The following is a 22695-nucleotide window of genomic DNA, read 5'->3' on the forward strand; positions in this document are numbered from 1 at the left end:
CTTGTCCCATAATGCTTCCTTCCATTTCAACGAATGGATCGCACCATCAAACCTTGGGATCAAACACCTAGCACCGCGGATGCGCGAACATTTTGGGAGAATTACAGTTGTCGCCGCCTGAGTGGCCGGGCTCCGGTAACCACAATCAACACCAACGCAGAATTCAGTAAGGACATTGTATGGACTCCGCAACGACCGAAAAAGTCAGTCAGGCTCATCACAAAATTCACACTGACATCATCATCGACGCCGCACCGGATGTGGTCTGGTCCGTGTTGACCGATACCGGCAACTACAGCAATTGGGCGGCATTTCTGGTGGATATCAAGGGCGAGATATCCGACGGCGCACAAATAACAACGGTGTTTCAAGTCGACCCGACGAAAGAGAAGCTGACAATAATTGATCACAAAATCACGGTTGCAGACGGAGAGGAATTTTATTGGGCCGAGAAGGGGCCGGGCGGCATCCGAGACAACCATCACTTCAAAGCGGAACCTGTCGCGGAGGGGAAAACCCGGTTCATCCACACTGACGAGATCATGGGTGGGCTTACCTGGTTGATGGGCGACCGATTGGCAAGGATGTACAGGGACGGATATCAGGCGTTCAATCGCGGTTTGAAAGCCGAAGCAGAACGCCGTGCCCGTGCAAGCTGAACAAGGTCGCAGACCCCTGGGGCGTGTCCTGTTGACCGGCGGCACAGGCATGGTCGGCTCATCAGTGCTTTCCGCATTGCGCAACGCAGACAGCGCTTCCGCGATCCTTTCGTTGAGCAGGAGACCCTCTGGGTACAAACATAGCAAGCTGACCGAAGTCGCATTTTCGGAGTTTGGCGATGCGGAAGCAGTCACACCGCATGTCGCGGGCATCGACACCGTTTCCCATTGTCTCGCCACCTATTCCAATTGCGTCAGCCGTGAGGCCTATGAAGAGATAACCGTTAATTGGCTTGAGGCGCTTTTACATGCCTGCGAGACGGCTTCGTCGTCGATGACGTTCTGCCTGTTTTCGGCGCAGGGCGCTCGCCCCGACAGGGGCGGCCCGTCGTTCGCGCTGAAGATCAAGGGGAAGGCCGAGACGGAGTTGTTCGCATCAACCATCGCTCGGAAATTCGCCTTTTGGCCAGACTACATCGCACCCACTGGATCACGAGACGGCTGGAAGATGGCTGACCATCTTTTGGTGCCATTGCAGAGACTTGTGCCATCGATTGGTGTCACATACAACGAATTGGCAATTTCAATGTTGAAGACAGCAACTGGTGATCCGCGGCAATCTGCGGTGTTAGAGAATGGGGAACTGCGAGCCGTGCTTGGCTAAGTAGTAAGGTCATCGGCATCAAGCAGCATATCTCAAGAACCGCACCCCAACATGTTCTAGATGCCATCGAACAACGCGATCTCTTTCTATTGCCTAACACAAAGAGCGTTGTTCAGAGTTGCGTCCCACTCCTATTGCTTCAAATACAGGATAAATAGGTCACGTGTCATTGTGCACTGAAGATCAGCGCTGGCTCTATTGAATTAGCTTCAATCGCAAGGCCTGAACCGCAGCGTGATGCTTGTTGAGGCTGCCAAGTTTACCAGCTGCACTGGAGGCATGCTGGTTTATGGTAGACGTGGAAATGCCAAGAATGGTGGCAATCTCTCCGGCGGTTTTACCCTCGAGGGTCCAGGACAGGCATTCCTTCTCGCGTTCAGACAGTTCAACCGCGTTCTGTGCTCTCCATCTTTGTTTCGCCAGCTCTTTCAACGCAAGTTCGTGGGTGTCGACTGCAGCTGAATAGACCCGGCCGGTGGCCCCCTGCATGACTTCTTCCAGATGTGCTTTGCGCGATGAGACGACGGTGAATACGGACAACTCACCCTGGGCGCCACGGATCGGAATTGTCAGGCCGTAACGGATGTCAAACGCGTCGGCCTCGTCGAATACCACGCGTTGTTTCTTGGCAAACGCCCGCAGGAATGGGCCATGACCCCAAAAGAAGGGCCGGATTGAGCGATGACCTAAATCCGTGACCGGATCGACGTCCCAGTATTTGTGGCGCGTATAACGATCCACCCATTCCTTCGGATAGCTGGTGAACAGAGTGTGGGCGAGCGGTGTCAGATCGTCCTGCGCGCTTTTCAAGACAATGAAGGAAAAATGTTCCAGTCCCAAATCGCCGACCATGGAACACATGCGTGGAGTGATCTTCTCCGCACCGTCTTGCGCATCATATTCCGAGGGCGCAGCCCATAGATCCATCTTGCGTTCTCCCCCTGCCAAAAGAACCTGCGCGATTTCTTCATACCTGTCAAAGCCTGGGGTGCGTTGCGCCAAACTAGCAAACCTTTGCTATTGGCGGAGCAAAATGTGCGCTTTAGCGTGATGTGCAAAACTCTAACTGTCCTGGGAGGGTCACATGAACAGCTTTTTTGCGAAGACCTCAACATTTGCGCTGGCGACAATCCTAACCACCACGACGGCCTATGCCGATCTGGTCAAAATTGGCATCCTTGCACCGCTGACCGGGCCCACCGCGTCCGATGGCGAAGAATTCGTGCGCGGCGTTGAGTTGGCAGTGGGAGAGGCCAACGCCAATGGCGGTGTTGCCGGACACACATTCGAAGTCGTAACCGCCGATGTGGTGGACCACTCTGCCGCTAACGTGTCCGCTGCAGCAGAGCGTCTGATTGGCACCGACGGCGTACATGTGATCCTGACCGGGTACGCCAGCCTGTCGATGTTCGAGACTGAGCTGATGGCCGAGGCCAATATGCCCTATATTCCATCGGGGCCGTCCCCGCAGTTTGCGGCGATCGTCGCGGAAGATCCGGACGCTTACAATTGCTGCTGGTCCTTCACGGCCGATTTCAAAGGCTATGAGACGGATGTAACGCCGACGATTGAAGCCCTGTCGGCCGCTGGCCATTTCCCGTTGGAAAACAAGACTGTCGCGATCATCTCATCCGATAACCCATATTCCAAAACGATCTCTGAAGGCATGAAAGTTGCCTTTGCGGATGCAGGCTGGACCATCACCATGGATGAGTTGGTTCCCTTTGGCGCAGTTTCGGATTGGCGACCCATCCTTGCAAAGGTTCGCGAAAACGCACCGGATGTGATTATCAATACCGACTACATCCCCTCGAATGCGGCGCTCTTTACCAATCAGTTCAAGGAAAATCCCACCAATTCAGTATTGTTCCTGCAATACGCCCCCCTGGTGCCCGAGTTTGTCGAACTGACAGGGGCCAATTCAAACGGTGTGCTCTATAATGCGATTGGCGCGACCCTAAACGTCGATGCCCATCCGCGCGGCAAGGAGGTGTCAGAGAAGTATCTGGCCGAGTACAATATCCCCTCTGGCGCATATGGCACCGGCCTTTATGAGCAGACTTCCATCTACTTTGATGCGCTGGAGCAGGTTGGCGACCCCACCGACCACGACGCCATCGGCAAGGCCATTGGCGCAACCAAGCGACCCATCGTTTCAGGCAATCTGGAGTTTGATCCAGACACCCACGTGGCGCGCTATGGCGACGACTTTGTGCCAGTGACATTCTTCCAGATTCAGGACGGTGCAGGCGTGATGATCAGTCCCGAGAAGTTCAAAGGTGGGGACTTTGTCACCCCACCGTGGATGACAAAGTAACGTCGCATGGCGGTGATCCTGAAAGTTGACGGCCTGACCAAGGCGTTTGGTGCGCTCAAGGCCGTCAACAACATGTCTTTCACTGTGAACCGGGGAGAGATCCTTGGTATTGCCGGTCCCAATGGGTCTGGCAAATCGACGCTTTTCAATCTGATCAGCCGCATCCCCTTTGGGGCGACCAGCGGTGCGGTTCAGTTTGAAGGCATGCCAATTCACGGTCTTTCAGACACGGCAATTGCGCGCATGGGAGTCATTCGCACGTTTCAGCGCGAAGCTGTCTTTGCCTCCATGTCCTGCGTCGACAACATTCTCGTCGCCTTGGAACAAACCCTTGGCGTGCGCGGACGCGAAGCCGAACGGCTGGCGGATGAGGCATCAGAACGCGTTGGATTTCCGCGCAATTTCCACAATATGCAGGCCGCCTCTATGCCTGTTTTTTATCAAAAGCAACTGATGATGGCGACAGCCGTCGCGCAACGCCCCAAAATCCTGATGCTGGATGAACCCGCATCTTCACTGGTCGAACATGAAGTCGACTGGGTGCGTGACACGATCACTTCGCTGAACGCGGACGGGATGACCATTCTGCTGATCGAGCACGTTCTGCCGCTGCTCATGACGGTTTCCACACGCATGTTGGTGATGGAACAGGGTGAGATTATTGCCCAAGGCCACCCGGGCGAGGTCACCCGCGACCCTCGCGTGATTGAGGCCTATCTGGGGAGCGCGGCATGACCGCGGCACTACTGGAACTGCGCGGCCTGACTGGCGGCTACCCGCCCGTGTCAGTGTTCCGAGATGTAAATCTGACGATCAAACCCGGCGAACACGTGGGGTTTTTCGGCCCCAACGGCCATGGCAAGACGACCCTGCTCAAGACCATTGCGGGCGTGCTCGACCCTTGGGACGGCGGGATCTATTTTGAAGGCAATCGCCTGAACGCTGAAGGCGCGATGCAGGCGCGTGTATCCCACAACTTGAACTACGATCTGTTTCGCAAGCGCCGGATCAAGGCCCGCGACGTGGTTGATGCAGGCCTGATCTATGTGATGCAAGGCAACCTGTTGTTCCCGGAAATGACCGTGGAAGAGGTGCTGGATATTGCCCCACGCGCCGCCCGTGGCCGCCCCGGTGTTGGACAAATGCGCCGCCAGATTCACGATCTTTTTCCCCGATTGCGCGAACGCTGGCAGTCCAAGGTGCGCTACCTGTCGGGTGGAGAGCGTCAAATGGTGAGTATCGCGGTTGGGCTTCTGGCCATGCCGCGCTTGCTGATGTTGGATGAACCAACACTGGGGCTGTCGCCCAAGCTGCGGATTGAGCTGTCACAGGCCGTGCAGAACATCCGCGAAACCGGTGTACCGCTGATCATTGTCGACCAGAACGTCGAGTTTCTGACCAGTCTCGTGGATCGCCTGATCCTGTTTGACCACGGCACAGTCACCCGCGAAATTCCGGCAGAAAACATGCCCGACCACGCCCAACTGATGGAAATGATGTTCGGAGGGGCGCATTAATGGCATTCGACACGTTCATGTTCATCCTGATGTCCGGCATCTTGCTGGGCGGGCTTTATGCCCTGATGGCAACGGGACTTGCAGTGGTGTGGACGACATTGGGCGTCTTCAATTTTGCGCACGGGGCCTTTGTTACGCTGGGGGCTTATGTCGCGTGGCAGGTCACGCAACCCGTGGCGGGCGGCTTTGGATTCATGATCGCCGTCCTGATGTCTGTTACAGTGATGTTCTGTCTTGGTTTTGTGCTGCATTTCGCGCTGATCAAACCCTTTGAGCGCAATCAGAATGTTGTGCTGCTCGCCGTCATCTCAACTCTGGCGGCGGCGTCAATCATCGAAAACGGGGTTCTGTTGACTTGGGGGCCGCGCGACAAGCAAATCACCCCGCCAATTGGCTCGCGCATCAACTTTTTCGGGGCCAGCATCAATGCGTTTGACTTTGTGATCCTTGCGGTGGCCCTGCTTGCGCTGTTCGCTTTGGCGTTGTTTCTGCGGCGCACCACAATGGGGCGGACCCTGCGGGCAGCGGCGCAGAACCGGGAAGCGGCAGAGTTGATGGGGCTTGATGTGCCCAGACTTTTTGCCATCACGTTGGGCATTTCTGCGGCGACGGCCGCCCTTGCGGGGATCTTTGTTGGCTCGTTGCGGTTTATCAATCCTTCTTTCGGAGCGGATCCATTGATGAAATCGCTGATCGTTGTGATCTTGGGCGGTGTGGCGCGTTTTACCAGCCCGATTTATGCGGCCTTTGTGGTTGGTATCGCAGAGAGTTTCTCGGCCTATTTCCTCGGCCTCTACTGGAGTCCGGCACTGCTCTTCGCAATGATGATTGCAGTGTTGTTGATCAAACCCGAAGGCCTTTTTGGCCACCGCTCCAAGACGCTATAGCCCCATGAAATACGCACCCCCTTTCCAGCGCACCAATGGGCTATTGCCTGTCCTCGTTGTCTTCGCCGCGCTGATACTTTTGCCGTTGGTTATCACCGAGACCTATGCCCGCCATACGCTGATCCTGGTGTTTATCTATGCAGTACTTGCCTCCAACTGGGATCTGTCGTTGGGCTATGGGGGCATCGTAAATTTCGCTCATCTGGGATTCTTTGCAATCGGGCTTTACGCCTATGCTATCCTTGCCAAAGTGATTGGTCTGGACCCATGGGTGTCGCTGCTGATCACACCTCTGTTTGCCGTGACTTTCGCGGTCTTGCTGGCAATTCCCATCCTGCGGCTGGAGGGGATCTATGTGATCCTAGTGACCATTGCCGCGACGCAATTGTTACAGCAAATCGTTGTCAGTCAATCATCCTATACCGGCGGGACCAGCGGCATGGTCTTGCTGCCTCGGCTCGAGATCGCGGGTTACAAACTGTCCTCAGACAATCGGCTTGGTTACTACTACTTCGGGCTGGCGCTGCTGACCGCTTCGACATTCTTCCTGTACAAACTTGAACGCTCCTCCATCGGGCGTGCGATCAAAGCCCTGCGGGACAACAAATACTATGCCATCTCGCGTGGCGTGTCCGAGGCCCGCACCCGGCTTGTTACCCTCAGCCTGTCCGCAATCTTCCCTGCGCTTGCGGGCGGATTTTATGGCGCCTACCTGCGCGTTGCCTCACCAGATGTCTTTGGTCTTGGCTTTTTGACCATCGCGCTGTCGGTGCTGCTGTTGGGTGGGGTCGCGACGATTTGGGGCTCGCTCATCGCGGCTTTTGTGGTGGTTGGCCTGTCGCAATTGCTGGTCGATTACGGCGCTTGGCGCAATATCGCCATTGCCTTGGTGATCATCAGTGTCGTGGTTGTGTACCCGGGCGGGTTGTATGCAGCCATGCAGGAAATCTGGAGCGGGTTTGACCGCGCAAAAACCAACCTGATTGCCACCTTTCGCCGTAAATCCGGCGCGCCGGCCCGCGCACGCGCAATGGGCACAACCGATCAACTGGTAGAGACTAGTCACGGCGCGGTGTCTGTCTGCGACACTCATAGCGGCGCGCAGACCATCATCTTTATTCACGGCAATTCGTCCTGCAAAGAAGTGTTCCGCCACCAGCTCGAGGCGCTGCGCGATCAATTCCGCTGCGTGGCCTTCGATCTGCCTGGGCATGGCGTTTCGCCCAACGCAGACCCGGACAAAGACTATAACCTGGCTGCCTACGCGCAAATCGTGGCCGAACTCGTGGAACGCCTCAAGCTTGGTCGTCCCATTATTTTTGGCTGGTCCCTTGGCGGCTATGTCGCCCTTGAATACGTCGCCGCAGGCAACCCGATTACAGCGCTTGCGATCTGCGGTACATCGCCTGTGCGCACCTATCCCGACGACATGCCCAAAGGCTATATCCCCTCGCCACATATGGAGCTTGCGGGCAAACGGTTCCATTCTCCTCATGAGAAGGGCCAATACGCTACGCATACGATCGGGTTGCAAAAAGACGCCGAACCCATTTTGTGGCAGGCGGTCTGGCGTACCGACGGTCACGCGCGCGAACAGGCTTTTGCCAAGCTCAAGACAACGGACTGGCAACGCCAGATCAGCGTGATCCAGAGCAAAGATGTCCCCTTTGTGATGATCAACGGGCCCAACGATCCCTTTATCAATCACACCTATTGCGCGCGTTCTGAATTTGGCACGCCGTTCTCGGCGCACCCCATTCTGATAGAAGGCGCAGGACACGCGCCGTTCCTGGAGGACCCGAAGCCTTTCACACAGGAGTTCCTGCGTTTCATAAGAGCGGCCCAATCGCTTCCAGTTGAGTAGCGCCAAGGCAGCATTGGAAGAGGTTGCAGCGCACAAAGCGGGTATCTGAGCTGATGATCACAATGGCAACACAGTCCCGCAAAGTGCAAACTCGCGTGCTGCTCGATTTTGCATTGCGGCAAATATCTCCTTCGTCAGACCACATTGGCCAGAAACGCTGCGATATTTGAGGTCTACGCGCTTTTGGCCAACGCTATGCGGGGCTGTATGACTTCACAACGAGTGCCGAGTACGTTTCGAAAGCAGTGCCGAACGTATTTGTAATAACAGTTATGGCCACCGTGATGGCCCAAGGCCGCCTGCGCATCCTCTGCAAAACCGAACTCATCGATGGCTGTTGGCCCCTGCACGGCAGTCTTTCCAATCGCAGAAGGCGCGCGTCCTTCCCAGCGATCTCGAGCCTGCCCACGAAAAGCCCATTGATACCAACCGTTAAATTCGGTTGCGTCAGGCCCGTACCTGTTCCGCACATATTTGGTCAGTTTCTGGGGTCGAAAGTTCCGTCTCCAACAATGTGCAGTATGCGCCTTTGATCCTGGGTTTGTGATGAATGCAGGTGCGACAGATCCCGAACTCCTGATTGCCGTTCTGTGCCAACGCAGTCTGCAATGAGGTCGTAAGCGCATCCTGGAGAACGGCGATTTCATCCTTGGCCAAGGACGCCAACACATCCTCGAGGGGTGTGGTCGAATGCGAGATGTTCCAACCTTTGTTCGTCAGATCATAGCGAACGACCCGCTTGTCCTGTGTCGATCGCTTTTCTTCCACATATCCCTTTAGCAGAAGGGATTTGAGAGACTGCGATGTCGTTCCTCGTGTGGTGCCAAGGTATGAGGAAACATGCGATGGGCTGCGCGAGAACCGATTAGCGTGGGCGAGGTAGTTTAATGCGGCCCGTTGTGTCGGGTTCAAATCCCCTTCCCAACTACCTGCGGCGTCAAGCCTCGCCAATCTGCTGATAAGTTCGCGCGTACGTGTTTCTGGTTTCATGCGTATATCATAGCGACTCGAAATTATACTTGCAATAGTTTCGAGTCGCTACTAATAGTGAATCGACATCACATGAAAGGATTGACAATGACCAAGTCTCTCTTGGCAATTTCATCGGCCTTAGTTCTTCTCGGCACGTCCGTTCTCGCGGGCGACGACCACAAACATACCCATGCCATCAATCAAGACGGCGCTATTCTGTCAGACGCCGATTCTGCCAAAATAGCCTCCTTTGACATTCTCGCGGCCCACGCGCATCGCAATGGCAACGTCGTCACATTCCACATGACAACCAATGGCTTGGCCGGGGCTGATGTTCCGGAAGCAACCGGCGCGGTCGGCGGGGCGGGTGTCCTGTCTTATGTTTGGCCCACTTCCCTTGATCCGTCCGCCGTGGGCTTCGAACAGGAAACCGGCATCCTGGCGCTTGCTGCCACAAGCCACCCGGACTTCGACGATACCCCTCTCTACGACGAAAATGGCGACGGTGACCCGGCCAATGACGGCATTGTGTGGCATAGCCATTGGGTTGTTCTGACCCCAACCGAGACCTGTGGGCCGGGCGCATTGGCCGTGCGTGACATCCCGGAAGGGGAGACACCGCAACTTCCCGCAACATGGCCTGGATTTCCTATCTTGTTGGACAGCCCCGGCTTTACGCCACTCTTTGACGGGCCTGAGATTGCAATCAACGTTGGGTTCAAAAGTGGCGTTGAACTGGACGGCATGTCTTATGACGGTGTGACGTCAGCTTTGCGTGTGAATGCCAATGTCCACTCGCCACTTCTTTGCGTGGTGGACGTCTTCGATATTGCGTCCGGCGATCTGAGTTTGCCCGGCGTCGTGAACTAAATCTGTATCAGAGGTTGCCAATTGGCGGCCTCCCCAAATTCGCAAAGGAGACGACGATGACGCATCCGGAATTGCAGGTTTCGCAATGGTTCAACACAACCAACGACATTTCCCTCAAGGGCCTCGCAGGAAAGGTGATCGCTCTTGAGGTCTTTCAGATGTTGTGTCCGGGGTGTGTCCGCCATGGGCTGCCTTTGGCGCAAAAGATCGCAACAACTTTCCCGCAAGAGAAGGTGGCTGTCTTGGGGCTACATTCGGTTTTCGAACACCACAACGCCATGACCCCCGTTTCATTACAGGCGTTTTTGCACGAGTATCAGATCGACTTTCCGGTCGGCGTTGACGAGGCTGGGAAAGGGAACATACCCAAAACGATGGAAGCATTTCAATTGCGGGGCACGCCAAGCCTCTTGCTTTTTGACACTGCAGGGAGACTACGCGCGCACCATTTGGGAAACTTGTCTGAGTTGGCGCTAGGCGCGGAAATCGCGACGCTTCTTTCAGAAGGGGCAGCCAACGAAACCCAAGCTGAGGGGATGGGGGCCAGATCGGAATGTAACGCAGAAGGTTGCATGATTTGAGCCAGTCTACGTTTTGAGCGGACACAAAACTTACACCGATGAGCGGCGGGTTTATCCGCCTGTAGTCTTGCAAATCTGCGAAACCATGGTTCGGCGCATAGAGTGAGTGCCGAAGGAAATCGGTTCCAAGCCTATGGACTTTAACCACTCACGAGCGAGCTGCACATATTGTCGGGTGGAGGTATTTGGTCTCTCATGAATCCGCCTTGACCACAGATAGTAGGAACCCAACATCAATGGCTCATCCAGCCCGGAAACGAATTTCGCGTACCATTGATGGTTTCGAAGCGAACTGGTTTTTGCGTTTTGCCCTGAACGACTGATGTACGCTCTTTAGATTTGACCGGCTGCGTAAACATCAGTGACCATCGTTTTGACCAGTTCACAACTCATGCCGCAATAGAGACTGGCATTTTCGACACTGCTCACGCACGGTACTTCGCGGTTTTTGCCAATCGACGTTTCTCGTGCGGCTTGGCATAGCAAGAATATCAGTGTGTGATATCGTAAAGTGAATGTACTTTTGGGGAGTCGTCTTATGTCCGTCACGCTCAATCGCCGCAGTTTTATTGCAAGCACTGCTGGTTTCATCGCCCTGCATCCATTCTCGGCCAATGCTGCATCCAATCAGGCGCATCTGCGCATTATGGAAACGACTGACCTGCACGTGCATGTGTTCCCCTATGATTACTATGCCGACAAGCCACGCGACACGGTTGGGCTGGCACGCACTGCGTCGTTGATTCAGGCCATTCGTGATGAGGCGTCTAACTCGCTATTGATCGACAATGGGGATTTTCTGCAGGGCAACCCAATGGGTGACTACATTGCCTATGAGCGTGGCATGAAGGACGGCGATACGCACCCGGTGATCCAGGCGATGAACACGCTTGGGTTTGACGCTTCGACATTGGGTAACCACGAATTCAACTATGGCCTTGATTTCCTGATGAAGTCGCTGGCAGGGGCGAATTTCCCCGTTGTAAACGCCAATGTCGCGTTGGAGATGGGGTCGGATCCGACCAAGGACAAAACGCTGGTCCCGCCCTTTATCATTCTGGATCACAGGGTGACGGACGGCGCGGGCGCTGAGCATGCGATCAAGGTCGGCCTGATCGGGTTCGTGCCGCCGCAGGTCATGAATTGGGATCGCCGTCATCTGGAAGGCAAGGTGCAGGCCCGCGACATTGTCGAGACCGCCAAGGCCTATATCCCGCAGATGAAAGAGCAGGGCGCAGACATCATCGTGGTGCTATCGCATTCTGGCATCGGGTCCGCCGACGCATCTGACGGAATGGAGAATGCCTCTGTGCCGCTGGCCGGGCTGGACGGCGTGGATGCCATTTTAACGGGTCACAGCCATTTGGTGTTCCCATCCCCCGACTACGCCGAATTTGCAGGCGCGGATGTGGATGCGGGCACCTTGATGGGCACCCCGGCCACGATGGGCGGTTTCTGGGGCAGCCATATGGGTCTGATTGACCTGTTGGTCGAAAAGGACGGCAATGAATGGCGGGTTGTCTCCGCGATGTCCGAAGCGCGGCCCATTTCCAAGCGCAATGAGGATCGTTCTACCACTGCCCTTGTGGAAAGCGATCCGGCGGTGCTGGCTTCCGTGCAGGCCGAGCATGACGAGACGCTGACTTATGTGCGCCGCGCCGTAGGCAAGACCGATGCACCGTTGCACAGCTACTTTGCGTTGGTCGCGGATGATCCATCGGTTCAAATCGTGTCGATCGCGCAGCTTTGGTACATCGAACAGATGATGAAAGGAACCGAGCATGAGGGCCTGCCGATCCTGTCGGCAGCCGCGCCGTTCAAGGCCGGGGGTCGTGGTGGCCCGGAATATTTTACGGATGTGCCCAAAGGCGATGTTGCGATCAAGAACGTCTCGGATCTGTATCTCTATCCCAACACCGCGCGTGCCGTTCGCGTCACTGGTCAACAGGTCAAGGATTGGCTGGAGCGTTCCGCAGGTATCTTCAATCAGGTCGCGCCCGGCGCACAGGATGTGGTACTGTTGAATCCCGCGTTCCCGAGCTACAACTTTGATGTGATCGATGGTGTCGAGTACCAGATCGACCTTTCGCAGCCTTCAAAATACGATCCCAAAGGCGTGCTTTTGGATGCCAACGCCAACCGTATCGTCAATCTGACCTATAACGGAGCCCCGCTGGATTTGACGGCGGAGTTTATCATCGCGACCAACAATTATCGCGCCGGCGGCGGCGGCAGTTTTCCCGGTGCTTCCTCGGAAACCACTGTGTTTGAAGGTCCGGACACCAACCGTGATGTCATCGTGCGCTATATCGTAGAAAAAGGCACAATCAGCCCGCGTGCCGACAGCAACTGGTCATTCGCGCCGATGGAAGGCACGACCGTTCTGTTTGACACGGGCCCTGCAGCCAAGGCTTATCTCGGTCAGGTTGACGTCGATATTGAGCCCGCTGGTGACGGTCCCGACGGTTTTGCCCGCTTCCGTATCTCTCTTTGATGGTCTGGAGGGTTTGTGAACTACGGCTTAGCTCATTGTAGAGCCAAAGTAAGAATGGTTGGGTATGAAGCTACCGGTTAAAGTTGCCCAACTTATTGTAACCTAGAAAAGGCCGAACTGAGTGTCGCGAAACGCCTCGCTGCGTATGAACGTCCGCTCTGGTGAAGCAGCGATGCAGCAAAACAGAAACCATGAATTCACCCGACACAGACAAAACCGGACGTTTATATTCTGTTGGGCATATCTGCCTTGCCCCATCATCAGCCAGAGCCTGTTTATAAAACTCCTTATTTGCCGCGTCTGGACGACCTAACGGCTGCTGAGGATTTGGATGGCGCCACAAAGCAGTAACTTGATTTGTATGATCAATGGTAGGTCACTTGCGAGAGTGCCTTCTGGCGCTTAGATGTAAACTTCATTTACATGGAGAATGTGCCTATGCTGAGGTTGCCATACTGGACCCTGGGATGCGCCACACATTCTCCAGCTCTGAGCAGTCTCTCGCTCAATCCAGTGTGGAAACCCTTGGGAGTATTGTTGAAATCGAAGTACCGGTCCCCACGCCGCGGCAATCACTGGGCCAGAGGATCTGCAAGATCTGATAGACAGTCGCGATTTTTACCCAATCGCGGCCCTTGGAATTGTGACTGCCATCAGCCCTGATGTTGATGCTGCGCCCATTTATGGAGACTTTCCATTTGAAATTGTGCGAGGAGAGATCGTTCTCGAAGATGCGACTTTTGACCGCTTTCTTGATGAGTTACCCGTCCGGCAAGTGCATGCGGCCCGCGGCAACCTTCGCCGCTTGAAAGGGCTGGCCATGGGCGTGGATCTTGGAAATCAATTCTTGCATATTCCGATTGGAACGCTTGAATTGTCGTAGCAACTTGGCGCCAAACGCGTCCCTCACCGTTTAGACGTGTATGCCGGAGATCATCGCCAACACATCAGAGAGCGCTTGGAGAACATCATTTTACCCTGGGTCGCCGAGCGATTGGTGGCGGCGGAGTAGCTCACTTTCCGGACATCCGTGAAAGTTTGCGCCGGGCGTGCCTGACTGTGATTGCAATTCTCGTCAATTTTTTTGACGGATGCCGTTAAAATGTTGCTTCACGAACTTGCGGAGCGGGCTCCATGTGGATCACGGATGCAGCGCTGCATTTACCTGGGTTTATCTTAGCTCAGATGACGGACTGTCCGGCGGCGGTGTACGGCGAAGAAAAAACGGTGGTGATCCACTCTCATTGATTGCTTTGCAATCAACTGCCGGGCCGTGGGTGCAACCTATCTGATGGCCCTCCGAGCAGCGACCAGTATGGATAATCAAGAAGGTGGGCGTGGACTCCTGATCGGTCGGACGAAAGGCGGTAAGAACGCCGAACTGCATGCGATGTGCGACAGCCAGTGTCACCCGCTCAATCTGTTTGTGACCGCCGACCAGGTCAGCGACCACATCAAGGCCAGAGCCCTGTTGAGTGGTGTGCCAAACCTAGAATGGCTGCTCGGAGGTTGTGGCTATGACGCTGATTGGCTCCAAGAAGCGTTGAAAGACAGAGTGGTAAGTTTCTGTATCCCCGGTTGCAAGCAGCGCAAGGCGACCATTAAGTATGACAAGCGCCGCAATCGCACCGAAATCATGTTTGGGGGCTTGAAAGATTGACGGCGCGTCGCGACGCGATACGACAGATGCCCCAGTCTTCTTCTCCGCAACTGCCATCTATCGGCAATGGCGCCTGACCCTGGTCGGAACACCAAGTGGCGCAAGCAAAAGTAGATTTTGAGAAGAGTGAAGTGCTTTGGGAAATGACGGCCTTTGAACAAAATCACTGTGAACATTTACTCGACCGATTGCTTGGGAAATAGTGTCCACTATCGTAATTATTGCCAATCAAGTCCGGACGCTTGCGGCACAGCCGAAAGCACTTCAACTCAGAGTTTCTACTATTCCGAGGCCATCCTGGACGAATAAAAATACGCGATTGCCTGTGCTCTGTTTTTTACCGTGAGTTTTTCGTAGATATTGGAGAGGTGGAATTTGACTGTGTTGGTCGAAATCTGCAGGTCTTTCGATAATTCACGGTTTGATAGCCCTTTGGCCAATGCCTCAAGGATTTCGCGCTCTTTGCGCGACAGGTTGTGGATCGGATCTTGCTGCATCTTTCGGACGTCGATGAATGGAAACACCATCTTGCCATCCGCGACGTCTGCACATGTTTCGAGCAGGCCTTCGACTTCGCCAGAGCGGGGCGCGAATCCGGCAGCACCAGCCTGCATCGCCAGGCGCGGAACATCACCGGTTACGTCACCGTAAACGACAAAGCGAGGCGCGTTATCTTGTTCGCGAAGAACTTCAATCAGTTTGGCGGCACCCAGAACCGGAATATTCCAGGCGACCACACAGACGTGAACCGGGACTCTCATAACTGCACCCAGAAACCCTTCTGCCGTTGCCGATGTGGCAACCAGAGAGAATCGCGGATCGCGTTCAAATATTTCTGACATTGCCGACAGCACCAACGGGTTGTTGTCGGCAAGCATTACGTCAATCGGATGCGGTGAAGGTTCTGTCATTGATTTTACGCCCAAATTTCCAAAAACTACCTATAAGGATAGGAGTATTTTTAGTATACCTTCGTATTCTTGCCAAAGAGGGTGGTAAATTACCTACCCAAATAGATGTCCTAAAGCAGTAGTAAGTTACGTTGCGTAAGGATGCAAGCAGCGCTTTCCTGAACACCAACGCGGTATTCGGGCGTGGTCAGCCATCCCGACGCTTGAGGAGGATCGCTAATGACTTGCCAAATATATCCCGCTCTCGAAATCCCCGAGACCCTCGCTGCTGGCCCGGGCCCGGGCAACACTGATCCCCGGGTGCTGCAAGCATTTTCCAGCGCGGGTGTGGCCGATCACATGCAGGGTGACATTCTGCGTGGGATGATCGAGTGCAAATACATGCTGCGCGAGGTTTGGGGGACATCAAACACCTATACCTTTGCTGTTGCGGGCACCGGTTGGAGCGGTTTGGACACGATGTTTTCCGCAGTCATGCCTGGAGACAAGGTGGTCGCCTTCAATAATGGCACCTTTTCCGGCATCGACGCTTTGACACTGCGGATTAAAGCAGCGACACCAGATGAACATGCAGCCAACCCTCTGGACCCTCAGGCAACCAGCGTCACGGTGATTGACGTTCCACACGGTCAGCCGGTAACCGGCGAAATGGCCGAAACCGCTCTGGCGGAACACAAGCCGAAATGGGCCTTCATGGCACATTGGGAAACCGGGTCCGGCCGCATCAATGATCTACGCGGATTCTCGGATGCCTGCGTCCGCCACAATGTGATGGGTTTGATTGACGCGGTTTCATCACTGGGTGTCGAAAACTTTCAGATCGATGACTATCCCGGAATTGCAGGCTGGGCATCCTGCCCGCAAAAAGGGTTATGCTGCCTGCCGCTGACATATGCGCCCGTGAGTTTTACCGATGGCTATATCGGCTCACTTAAAACCTCAGGGGCCTATACCTACGTCCACAACCCGATCTTTGAAGCCCGCCATTGGGGGGTCATCGATGGTCAGGATGTGGAGAAGGGCACATATCATCGAACCCACTCGGGTTATGCCGTTGCTGCCTTTCATGAATCCCTCCGCTTGACTCTACAAGACGGGTTGGCAAAGCGGTCAGCTTCTTATCGGACACATGAAAAGGTCCTGCGCGATGCGGTAACTGTCTTGGGATGCAATGTGACCTCTGACATGTCCAGCCTGGTGGTACTGAACCTGCCGGCTGACTTGGCGGGTCGCGAAATGGAGTTGGTCCAGAACTGCCGGGCTCGCGGGTTTGGCATCTGGCCGACGCTTAGCGCACCGGTACAAATCCGGATCGGAATCCTCAATCAACTCAACCGCCAAGCTATCAGCCGGATCGTGCGCCTCTTTGCAGAAGCCATGAGAGAGATGGGCGGTCAGGTCGATTTTGAAGAAATCGAAGCGCTGCTCGAAAGCCGCTACGGCACATCGATCGCCGCGTAATCGCGCTGCCTAAACGGGAGGAATGCAGATGGATATTCATGAGTATCAGGCGAAAGAGGTTCTTTCGAATTTTGGTGTCGCCGTACCATCCGGTGCGCTGGCTTATAGCCCCGAACAGGCGGCATACCGTGCGCGTGAGTTGGGCGGCGACAAGTGGATCGTGAAAGCTCAGGTCCACGCAGGTGGCCGTGGCAAGGCCGGGGGTGTGAAGCTGTGTAACTCGGAAAGCGAAATTCACGAGGCCTGTGACGAGATGTTCGGCCGCAAGCTGGTCACACACCAGACCGGCCCCGAGGGCAAGGGCATCTATCGCGTGTACGTTGAATCCGCTGTGCCAATTGATCGTGAGATTTATCTGGGTTTTGTTCTGGACCGCTCCAGCCAGAGGGTGATGATCGTCGCCTCGTCAGAAGGTGGCATGGAGATCGAGGAAATCTCAGCCGAGCGTCCCGACAGCATCGTGCGTTCCATCGTGGAACCTGCTGTAGGTTTGCAAGAGTTCCAGGCGCGCGAGATCGCATTCAATCTGGGGATTGAACCCCGTTTGGTTCAGCAAATGGTACGCACTCTTCAAGGTTGCTATGCTGCCTTTAGCGAACTGGATGCGACCATGGTGGAAATCAATCCACTGGTCATCACCGGCGATGATCGTGTGTTGGCGTTGGACGCCAAAATGAGCTTTGACGACAACGCTTTGTTCCGTCATCCGCAAATCTCAGAACTGCGAGACAAGAGCCAGGAGGACCCGCGCGAAAGCCGCGCGGCTGATCGTGGCCTGTCTTATGTCGGCCTTGACGGTAATATCGGCTGTATTGTGAACGGCGCCGGTCTGGCCATGGCCACGATGGACACGATCAAGCTGGCCGGTGGCGAGCCGGCGAACTTTCTGGACATTGGCGGCGGTGCCTCGCCAGAACGCGTGGCCAAGGCATTCCGTCTGGTCCTGTCGGACAAGAACGTACAGGCAGTGCTGGTCAACATCTTCGCTGGCATCAACCGTTGCGACTGGGTGGCCGAAGGCGTCGTGCAAGCGCTTCGTGAGCTGGAGCTCGATATTCCGGTCATCGTGCGTTTGGCGGGCACCAATGTCGAGGAAGGTCAGAAGATACTTGCCAAATCCGGCCTGCCGATCATCCGCGCCACCACCCTGATGGAAGCTGCGGAACGCGCCGTAGGTGCCTGGCAGAACGACTTGACCCAAAACACCAAAATGAGGGCCGTCTAATGAGCATTCTTCTGAACCGCAACAGCCGCGTTATTGTTCAGGGTATCACCGGACGCATGGCGCGTTTTCATACCAAGGACATGCTGGAATACGGCACCAATGTCGTGGGCGGCGTCGTCCCCGGCAAGGGCGGGGAAACCGTCGAAGGTGTGCCTGTCTTTGACACCGTCAAACAGGCCGTCGAGGCCACCGGCGCGGATGCCAGCCTGGTGTTTGTGCCACCCCCGTTTGCGGCAGATTCTATCATGGAGGCCGCGGATGCGGGGATCCGCTATTGCGTTTGCATCACCGACGGTATCCCGGCGCAGGATATGATCCGTGTGAAACGCTACATGTACCGCTATCCCAAGGAAAAGCGGATGGTGCTGACCGGTCCGAACTGCGCTGGCACCATCAGCCCCGGCAAGGCCTTGCTGGGGATCATGCCCGGTCACATCTATCTGCCTGGCAATGTCGGCATTATCGGTCGATCCGGTACGCTCGGTTACGAGGCGGCGGCGCAGCTGAAAGAGCGTGGCATCGGTGTGTCGACCAGCGTCGGCATCGGCGGCGACCCGATCAACGGGTCATCGTTCCGCGATATCCTTGAGCGTTTTGAATGGGATGAAGATACCGAAGTGATCGCCATGATCGGCGAGATCGGTGGCCCGCAAGAAGCCGAGGCGGCGGAGTACATTCGCGATCACATCACCAAGCCGGTCATTGCCTATGTTGCGGGTCTGACCGCCCCCAAGGGTCGGACAATGGGCCATGCGGGCGCGATCATCTCAGCCTTTGGTGAAAGTGCGTCAGAAAAGGTCGAAATCCTGTCTGCAGCGGGCGTGACCGTTGCCGAAAATCCGGCAGTGATTGGCGAGACAATCGCCAGAGTGATGGGAAAGGCTGCGTGATGGTTAAGCCTTCGGTTCTGGTCACCCGTCGCTGGCCCGCTGCCGTCGAGGCGCAGTTGGCCGAGAACTATGACGCCGTTCTCAACACGGGGGACAAACCCATGTCCCCGGCTGAAATCCGCGAGGCGCTGAAACGTTATGACGCGGTCTTGCCCACAGTTACCGACACGCTGAATGCCGAGGCGCTGGATGTGCCCAGGGCCCAGACAAAAATCCTTGCCAATTATGGTGTCGGGTACAGCCATATCTGCGAACCGGCGGCGCGTAATCTGGGAATGACGGTGACCAACACACCGGATGTGCTGTCAGAATGCACCGCTGACCTAGCGATGACGCTGCTGCTGATGGTTGCCCGCCGCGCTGGCGAAGGTGAGCGTGAACTGCGCGCCGGGGGCTGGTCCGGTTGGCGGCCAACCCATCTGGTCGGCACCAAGGTCAGTGGCAAGACCTTGGGCATCATTGGGTTTGGTCGCATTGGCCAGGAAATGGCCCGCCGTGCCCATCACGGGTTTGGCATGAATATCCTGGTGCAGAACCGCAGCCGCCTGTCGTCTGATGTTCTGAAGCATTTCAATGCCACTCAGGTGGATACGGTGGATGAGATGCTGCCACAGTGTGACTTTGTCTCGCTGCATTGCCCGGGTGGGGCGGCAAACCGGCATCTGATAAACTCGCGCCGTCTGGACCTGATGAAACCGGGTGCCTTTCTGATCAACACAGCACGCGGCGAGGTGATTGACGAGTTTGCCCTGATTCAGGCGCTTATGTTCGATGTGATCGGTGGCGCCGCGCTGGACGTGTTCGATGGAGAACCCCGGATCAGCCCGGACCTGCTGCAATGCGACAATCTGGTGATGTTGCCCCATCTCGGCAGCGCGACCCGCGAAGCGCGCGAGGCCATGGGCTTTCGCGTGCTGGAAAACCTGCGCGACTTTTTTGCCGGCCAAACGCCGCGCGACAAGGTGATCTGATGCAACCACAAACCCTCGATACACAGCCTGCATGCGACCTTTCGGCCTATGCCGAAGGGCTGCGGGGCGAATTGCGGGCATCGTGGAAAAACATCCTGGTGAAACGCGCACCCCATGTGGCGATCTGGGCAGATACCGCCCCTCTGACACCTGTCCCGGTTGGCCTAGCCGCAACGCCTTATCTGCAGGCTCTGTCGATCTGGTTTCAGCTTTTGCGCATCATCGATGAAAACGCAGATGTGCGAAACCGCCGTCTGACTGAAACCAATAATGGGGCCGAAGCCGTCGAAGGTGGATTTGCCGAAGCCTTATCAGACCTGTCTCCAACTGTTGGGCTATCCGAAGAACTGGCCAGCAACCTTTCGGTTGGCCCCACTCTGACGGCCCATCCGACCGAAGCCAAACGTGTCACCGTTCTGGAAATCCACCGCCGGATTTACCGCTGTCTGGTCAATCTCGAAACTCAACGTTGGACCCCGACGGAACGTGCCGAGCTGCTGAACGGCCTGGAAGGCGAGATCGACCTGCTGTGGCTGACCGGAGAGCTGCGCTTGTCGCGCCCCAGCCTACGCGACGAAATCGAGTGGGGTTTGCAGTTTTTCCGGGACGCGATCTTTGATGCTGTGCCGCAGGTCATGGACCGGTTCGATCAGGCCTGTGTGTGCGCTCTGGGGCAAGCGATGAATGCGACGCCCAATATTCGTTTTCACACGTGGATCGGTGGCGACCGGGATGGCAATCCGAATGTGACCACTGAAATGACGGCTTTGGCCTTGCAGCGTGGGCAAGAGACGGTATTTGATTTGTATTCTAAGGCTCTTGATCAGGCTGCAGGTCGGTTGAGCATCAGCGCCCTGATCCTGCCTTTGCCCGATCCGCACGCGGCGCGGTTGCAGGCGGTCATCGACCATGCGCCGGATAATGACCGCAATCCGAATGAACCGTTCCGTCAGGCTCTCAGCGCCATTCGTCATAGATTGACGGTCGGAGGGTACGACCATGTCACGCAGTTTGTGAGCGACCTTGATGCGCTTGACGCAGCGCTTTGTGCCGTCAGTGCGGATATTTTATCGCGGCGGCATATCCGGCCTCTTCGCCACGCCGCATCGGTGTTTGGGTTCCGCACGGCGACGCTGGATATCCGCCAGAACTCAACCGTCACGACCAGTGTCTTGGCCGAGATCTGGTCTCTTTCCGGACCAGCCCCTGAATATGGAACACCCGAATGGTCCGCACGCCTGCGTACCGAGTTGGCGGATCAGAACCTGCAATACCACACACGGGACGGGTTAAGTGATCAGGTGCAGGAATTGCTGGCTTTGCTGACCCTCGTTCACGCTGTCCGTACGGGTCCGGATCCCAAAGCGGTGGGGCCATTTATCCTGTCGATGACGCGATCTGCAGATGACATTCTTGGGGTCTACCTTCTGGCTCGCTATGCCGGGTTCGGGTCCGAGAAACTGGATATTTCCGTGGTGCCGCTGTTTGAGACCATTGCCGATCTGCGCAATGCCCCTTCGATCCTGCTGGATGTCCTGAATGTTCCGCTTGCCCGGCGCAGCCTTAAGACCGGTGGCAACGTGATCGAGGTAATGCTTGGCTATTCCGACAGCGGCAAAGATGGCGGCTATTTCTGCTCGACCTGGGAATTGGACCGGGCGCAGCGTCGAATAGTGTCGGCGCTGGCCTCGCAGGGGTTTCGCGCCGCGTTCTTTCATGGCCGGGGCGGATCGGTCAGCCGGGGTGGCGCACCCACGGGCCGCGCCATCGCCGCACAGCCTAGCGGAACCATTGCCGGGCGGTTGCGCGTAACCGAACAGGGCGAGGTCGTTTCGGCCAAATATGCCAACCGGGGCACCGCGGCGGCACATCTGGAATTGCTGCTGGCCAGTACGCTGCGCCACACCGCAATACCCGGTGAAACCCCTGTCCGGCCTGAGTTTGATGACGCGTTGGATGCCTTATCCGAACTGTCACAGACGGCTTATGCCTCGCTGCTACAGATGCCCGGATTTCTGGACTACTTTCAGCAGGCCAGCCCGGTCGAGGAACTGGCCCGCCTGAAAATCGGATCGCGCCCGGCCCGACGATTTGGCGCGGCCAGCCTTGACGATCTGCGCGCCATTCCCTGGGTCTTTGCATGGTCGCAGAACCGTCATCTGATCACGGGCTGGTACGGGTTCGGAGCCGCCATGGTCAGCTTTCGCAAGTTTCGTGGTGCGCGCGGCGACGGGGTGCTGCAAGATCTGTTCCAACACTCCCGCTTGTTCCGACTTGCTGTCGATGAAATGGAGAAATCGCTCTATCAGGCGGATATGGCAATCGCCGCGCAATACGCTGAACTGGTGCGCGATGCCGATACCCGGCAAAGCATCTCGCGGGCGATCACGGCAGAATATGCCAATGCCTGTAGCGCTGTGAAGTTTCTGACCGGTGGTCAGGCAATTGGCCAGCGCTTTCCGCGCTTGTGTGAACGCTTCGAGCGTAAACGCACGGAATTGGCCCGCATTCACGCATTGCAGGTCGAACTGTTACGCCAATTCCGTAATGAACCGCAGCCTGGGATGGTTCCTGTTTCGCTGCTGCAATCCATGAATGCAATCTCAGCTGGCCTTGGCTGGACCGGCTGACCCTCTATCAGGAGTTTCCAAGTGAACGCCCCTCAACGCATCCAAGGTTTTTTCACCCAGTCCCTCTCTGATCGTGACCCTGAGCTATTTGGCTCGATCACGTCCGAGCTGGGCCGTCAGCG

Annotated in this window: 19 protein-coding genes and 1 pseudogene; 17 read left to right on the forward strand and 3 right to left on the reverse strand. The window is 56.1% G+C overall.

All coding sequences use genetic code 11. The features are described from left to right. Positions 1-179: 179 nt before the first annotated feature. Together HW561_RS22245 and HW561_RS22250 are read left to right on the forward strand one after the other, a co-directional pair. Entirely contained in the window at positions 180-659 is a 480-nt protein-coding gene (locus HW561_RS22245) for an SRPBCC domain-containing protein (RefSeq protein WP_176867549.1), read from the forward strand. Next, the gene (locus tag HW561_RS22250; RefSeq protein ID WP_176867550.1) at positions 643-1323 is read left to right on the forward strand and encodes an NAD-dependent epimerase/dehydratase family protein; all 681 of its coding nucleotides are present in this window, start codon (positions 643-645) and stop codon (positions 1321-1323) included. The genes HW561_RS22245 and HW561_RS22250 overlap by 17 nt, the downstream gene beginning before the upstream one ends. 195 nt (positions 1324-1518) lie before the next feature. On the opposite strand, the gene HW561_RS22255 is transcribed toward HW561_RS22250, so the two are convergent. Beyond that, positions 1519-2250: a LuxR family transcriptional regulator gene (locus tag HW561_RS22255; RefSeq protein WP_176867551.1), complete on the reverse strand. Its 732-nt coding sequence runs from the start codon at positions 2248-2250 to the stop codon at positions 1519-1521. A 157-nt stretch (positions 2251-2407) separates the two neighbouring features. Here HW561_RS22255 and HW561_RS22260 point away from each other — a divergent pair, with 157 nt between their 5' ends. Genes HW561_RS22260 through HW561_RS22280 form a run of 5 tightly spaced genes read left to right on the forward strand, consistent with a single transcriptional unit; the run spans position 2408 to position 7908 of the window. Beyond that, positions 2408-3640, forward strand: coding sequence for an ABC transporter substrate-binding protein (locus HW561_RS22260; RefSeq protein WP_176867552.1), 1233 nt, complete (start codon positions 2408-2410; stop codon positions 3638-3640). Positions 3641-3646: 6 nt separating this feature from the next. Then, the gene (locus HW561_RS22265) at positions 3647-4375 is read left to right on the forward strand and encodes an ABC transporter ATP-binding protein (protein WP_176867553.1); all 729 of its coding nucleotides are present in this window, start codon (positions 3647-3649) and stop codon (positions 4373-4375) included. After that, on the forward strand, positions 4372-5157 hold the full coding sequence (locus tag HW561_RS22270) for an ABC transporter ATP-binding protein (RefSeq protein WP_176867554.1): 786 nt from the start codon (positions 4372-4374) through the stop codon (positions 5155-5157). The genes HW561_RS22265 and HW561_RS22270 overlap by 4 nt, the downstream gene beginning before the upstream one ends. After that, positions 5157-6044, forward strand: a complete 888-nt coding sequence (locus HW561_RS22275) for a branched-chain amino acid ABC transporter permease (protein WP_176867555.1) — start codon at positions 5157-5159, stop codon at positions 6042-6044. Before HW561_RS22270 ends, HW561_RS22275 begins: the two co-directional genes overlap by 1 nt. A 4-nt stretch (positions 6045-6048) precedes the next feature. Beyond that, entirely contained in the window at positions 6049-7908 is a 1860-nt protein-coding gene (locus HW561_RS22280; RefSeq protein WP_176867556.1) for an alpha/beta fold hydrolase, read from the forward strand. A 447-nt stretch (positions 7909-8355) separates the two neighbouring features. Here HW561_RS22280 and HW561_RS22285 read toward each other — a convergent pair whose 3' ends face one another. After that, positions 8356-8898, reverse strand: coding sequence for a MarR family winged helix-turn-helix transcriptional regulator (locus tag HW561_RS22285; RefSeq protein ID WP_176867557.1), 543 nt, complete (start codon positions 8896-8898; stop codon positions 8356-8358). Positions 8899-8985: 87 nt separating this feature from the next. On the opposite strand from HW561_RS22285, the gene HW561_RS22290 reads away from it, so the two are divergent. The 5 genes and pseudogenes from HW561_RS22290 to HW561_RS22310 form a co-directional block, all read left to right on the forward strand. Continuing rightward, positions 8986-9750, forward strand: a complete 765-nt coding sequence (locus HW561_RS22290; RefSeq protein WP_176867558.1) for a hypothetical protein — start codon at positions 8986-8988, stop codon at positions 9748-9750. Positions 9751-9806: 56 nt separating this feature from the next. Beyond that, positions 9807-10331, forward strand: coding sequence for a redoxin domain-containing protein (locus HW561_RS22295; protein WP_176867559.1), 525 nt, complete (start codon positions 9807-9809; stop codon positions 10329-10331). Positions 10332-10869: 538 nt separating this feature from the next. Then, on the forward strand, positions 10870-12825 hold the full coding sequence (locus tag HW561_RS22300; RefSeq protein ID WP_176867560.1) for a bifunctional 2',3'-cyclic-nucleotide 2'-phosphodiesterase/3'-nucleotidase: 1956 nt from the start codon (positions 10870-10872) through the stop codon (positions 12823-12825). Positions 12826-13468: 643 nt separating this feature from the next. Continuing rightward, positions 13469-13708 carry a hypothetical protein gene (locus tag HW561_RS22305; RefSeq protein WP_176867561.1) on the forward strand — a complete coding sequence of 80 codons (240 nt, stop codon included), beginning with the start codon at positions 13469-13471 and terminating at the stop codon, positions 13706-13708. A gap of 390 nt (positions 13709-14098) precedes the next feature. Then, positions 14099-14599, forward strand: a pseudogene (locus tag HW561_RS22310) (IS5/IS1182 family transposase); the annotation flags it as partial. Between the two features lie 167 nt (positions 14600-14766). Here the strand turns inward: HW561_RS22310 and HW561_RS22315 are convergent. Next, positions 14767-15396: a response regulator transcription factor gene (locus tag HW561_RS22315; RefSeq protein WP_235963036.1), complete on the reverse strand. Its 630-nt coding sequence runs from the start codon at positions 15394-15396 to the stop codon at positions 14767-14769. Between the two features lie 219 nt (positions 15397-15615). Between HW561_RS22315 and HW561_RS22320 the strand changes: the two genes are divergently transcribed. The 5 genes from HW561_RS22320 to HW561_RS22340 are packed head-to-tail and all read left to right on the forward strand — an operon-like array spanning position 15616 to position 22573. Next, a complete protein-coding gene (locus tag HW561_RS22320) occupies positions 15616-16857 on the forward strand; it encodes an alanine--glyoxylate aminotransferase family protein (RefSeq protein WP_176867563.1) in 1242 nt (413 codons plus the stop codon). Positions 16858-16885: 28 nt separating this feature from the next. Then, positions 16886-18082: a malate--CoA ligase subunit beta gene (locus HW561_RS22325; RefSeq protein ID WP_176867564.1), complete on the forward strand. Its 1197-nt coding sequence runs from the start codon at positions 16886-16888 to the stop codon at positions 18080-18082. Beyond that, positions 18082-18972, forward strand: a complete 891-nt coding sequence (sucD, locus tag HW561_RS22330; protein ID WP_176867565.1) for a succinate--CoA ligase subunit alpha — start codon at positions 18082-18084, stop codon at positions 18970-18972. The genes HW561_RS22325 and sucD overlap by 1 nt, the downstream gene beginning before the upstream one ends. Further along, positions 18972-19943 carry a 2-hydroxyacid dehydrogenase gene (locus HW561_RS22335; RefSeq protein ID WP_176867568.1) on the forward strand — a complete coding sequence of 324 codons (972 nt, stop codon included), beginning with the start codon at positions 18972-18974 and terminating at the stop codon, positions 19941-19943. Before sucD ends, HW561_RS22335 begins: the two co-directional genes overlap by 1 nt. Further along, the gene (locus HW561_RS22340) at positions 19943-22573 is read left to right on the forward strand and encodes a phosphoenolpyruvate carboxylase (RefSeq protein ID WP_176867566.1); all 2631 of its coding nucleotides are present in this window, start codon (positions 19943-19945) and stop codon (positions 22571-22573) included. Before HW561_RS22335 ends, HW561_RS22340 begins: the two co-directional genes overlap by 1 nt. Positions 22574-22695: the final 122 nt, after the last annotated feature.

This window comes from Ruegeria haliotis, from assembly GCF_013377785.1.
Classification (GTDB): Bacteria; Pseudomonadota; Alphaproteobacteria; order Rhodobacterales; family Rhodobacteraceae; genus Ruegeria; species Ruegeria haliotis.

Bases quoted from the DNA above. Each gene is read 5' to 3' on its own strand.
- HW561_RS22245 (WP_176867549.1), top strand. From the start codon at position 180: ATGGACTCCGCAACGACCGAAAAAGTCAGTCAGGCTCATCACAAAATT.
- HW561_RS22255 (WP_176867551.1), bottom strand. From the start codon at position 2,250: ATGGATCTATGGGCTGCGCCCTCGGAATATGATGCGCAAGACGGTGCG.
- HW561_RS22260 (WP_176867552.1), top strand. From the start codon at position 2,408: ATGAACAGCTTTTTTGCGAAGACCTCAACATTTGCGCTGGCGACAATC.
- HW561_RS22265 (WP_176867553.1), top strand. From the start codon at position 3,647: ATGGCGGTGATCCTGAAAGTTGACGGCCTGACCAAGGCGTTTGGTGCG.
- HW561_RS22270 (WP_176867554.1), top strand. From the start codon at position 4,372: ATGACCGCGGCACTACTGGAACTGCGCGGCCTGACTGGCGGCTACCCG.
- HW561_RS22275 (WP_176867555.1), top strand. From the start codon at position 5,157: ATGGCATTCGACACGTTCATGTTCATCCTGATGTCCGGCATCTTGCTG.
- HW561_RS22280 (WP_176867556.1), top strand. From the start codon at position 6,049: ATGAAATACGCACCCCCTTTCCAGCGCACCAATGGGCTATTGCCTGTC.
- HW561_RS22285 (WP_176867557.1), bottom strand. From the start codon at position 8,898: ATGAAACCAGAAACACGTACGCGCGAACTTATCAGCAGATTGGCGAGG.
- HW561_RS22290 (WP_176867558.1), top strand. From the start codon at position 8,986: ATGACCAAGTCTCTCTTGGCAATTTCATCGGCCTTAGTTCTTCTCGGC.
- HW561_RS22295 (WP_176867559.1), top strand. From the start codon at position 9,807: ATGACGCATCCGGAATTGCAGGTTTCGCAATGGTTCAACACAACCAAC.
- HW561_RS22300 (WP_176867560.1), top strand. From the start codon at position 10,870: ATGTCCGTCACGCTCAATCGCCGCAGTTTTATTGCAAGCACTGCTGGT.
- HW561_RS22315 (WP_235963036.1), bottom strand. From the start codon at position 15,396: ATGACAGAACCTTCACCGCATCCGATTGACGTAATGCTTGCCGACAAC.
- HW561_RS22320 (WP_176867563.1), top strand. From the start codon at position 15,616: ATGACTTGCCAAATATATCCCGCTCTCGAAATCCCCGAGACCCTCGCT.
- HW561_RS22325 (WP_176867564.1), top strand. From the start codon at position 16,886: ATGGATATTCATGAGTATCAGGCGAAAGAGGTTCTTTCGAATTTTGGT.
- sucD (WP_176867565.1), top strand. From the start codon at position 18,082: ATGAGCATTCTTCTGAACCGCAACAGCCGCGTTATTGTTCAGGGTATC.
- HW561_RS22335 (WP_176867568.1), top strand. From the start codon at position 18,972: ATGGTTAAGCCTTCGGTTCTGGTCACCCGTCGCTGGCCCGCTGCCGTC.
- HW561_RS22340 (WP_176867566.1), top strand. From the start codon at position 19,943: ATGCAACCACAAACCCTCGATACACAGCCTGCATGCGACCTTTCGGCC.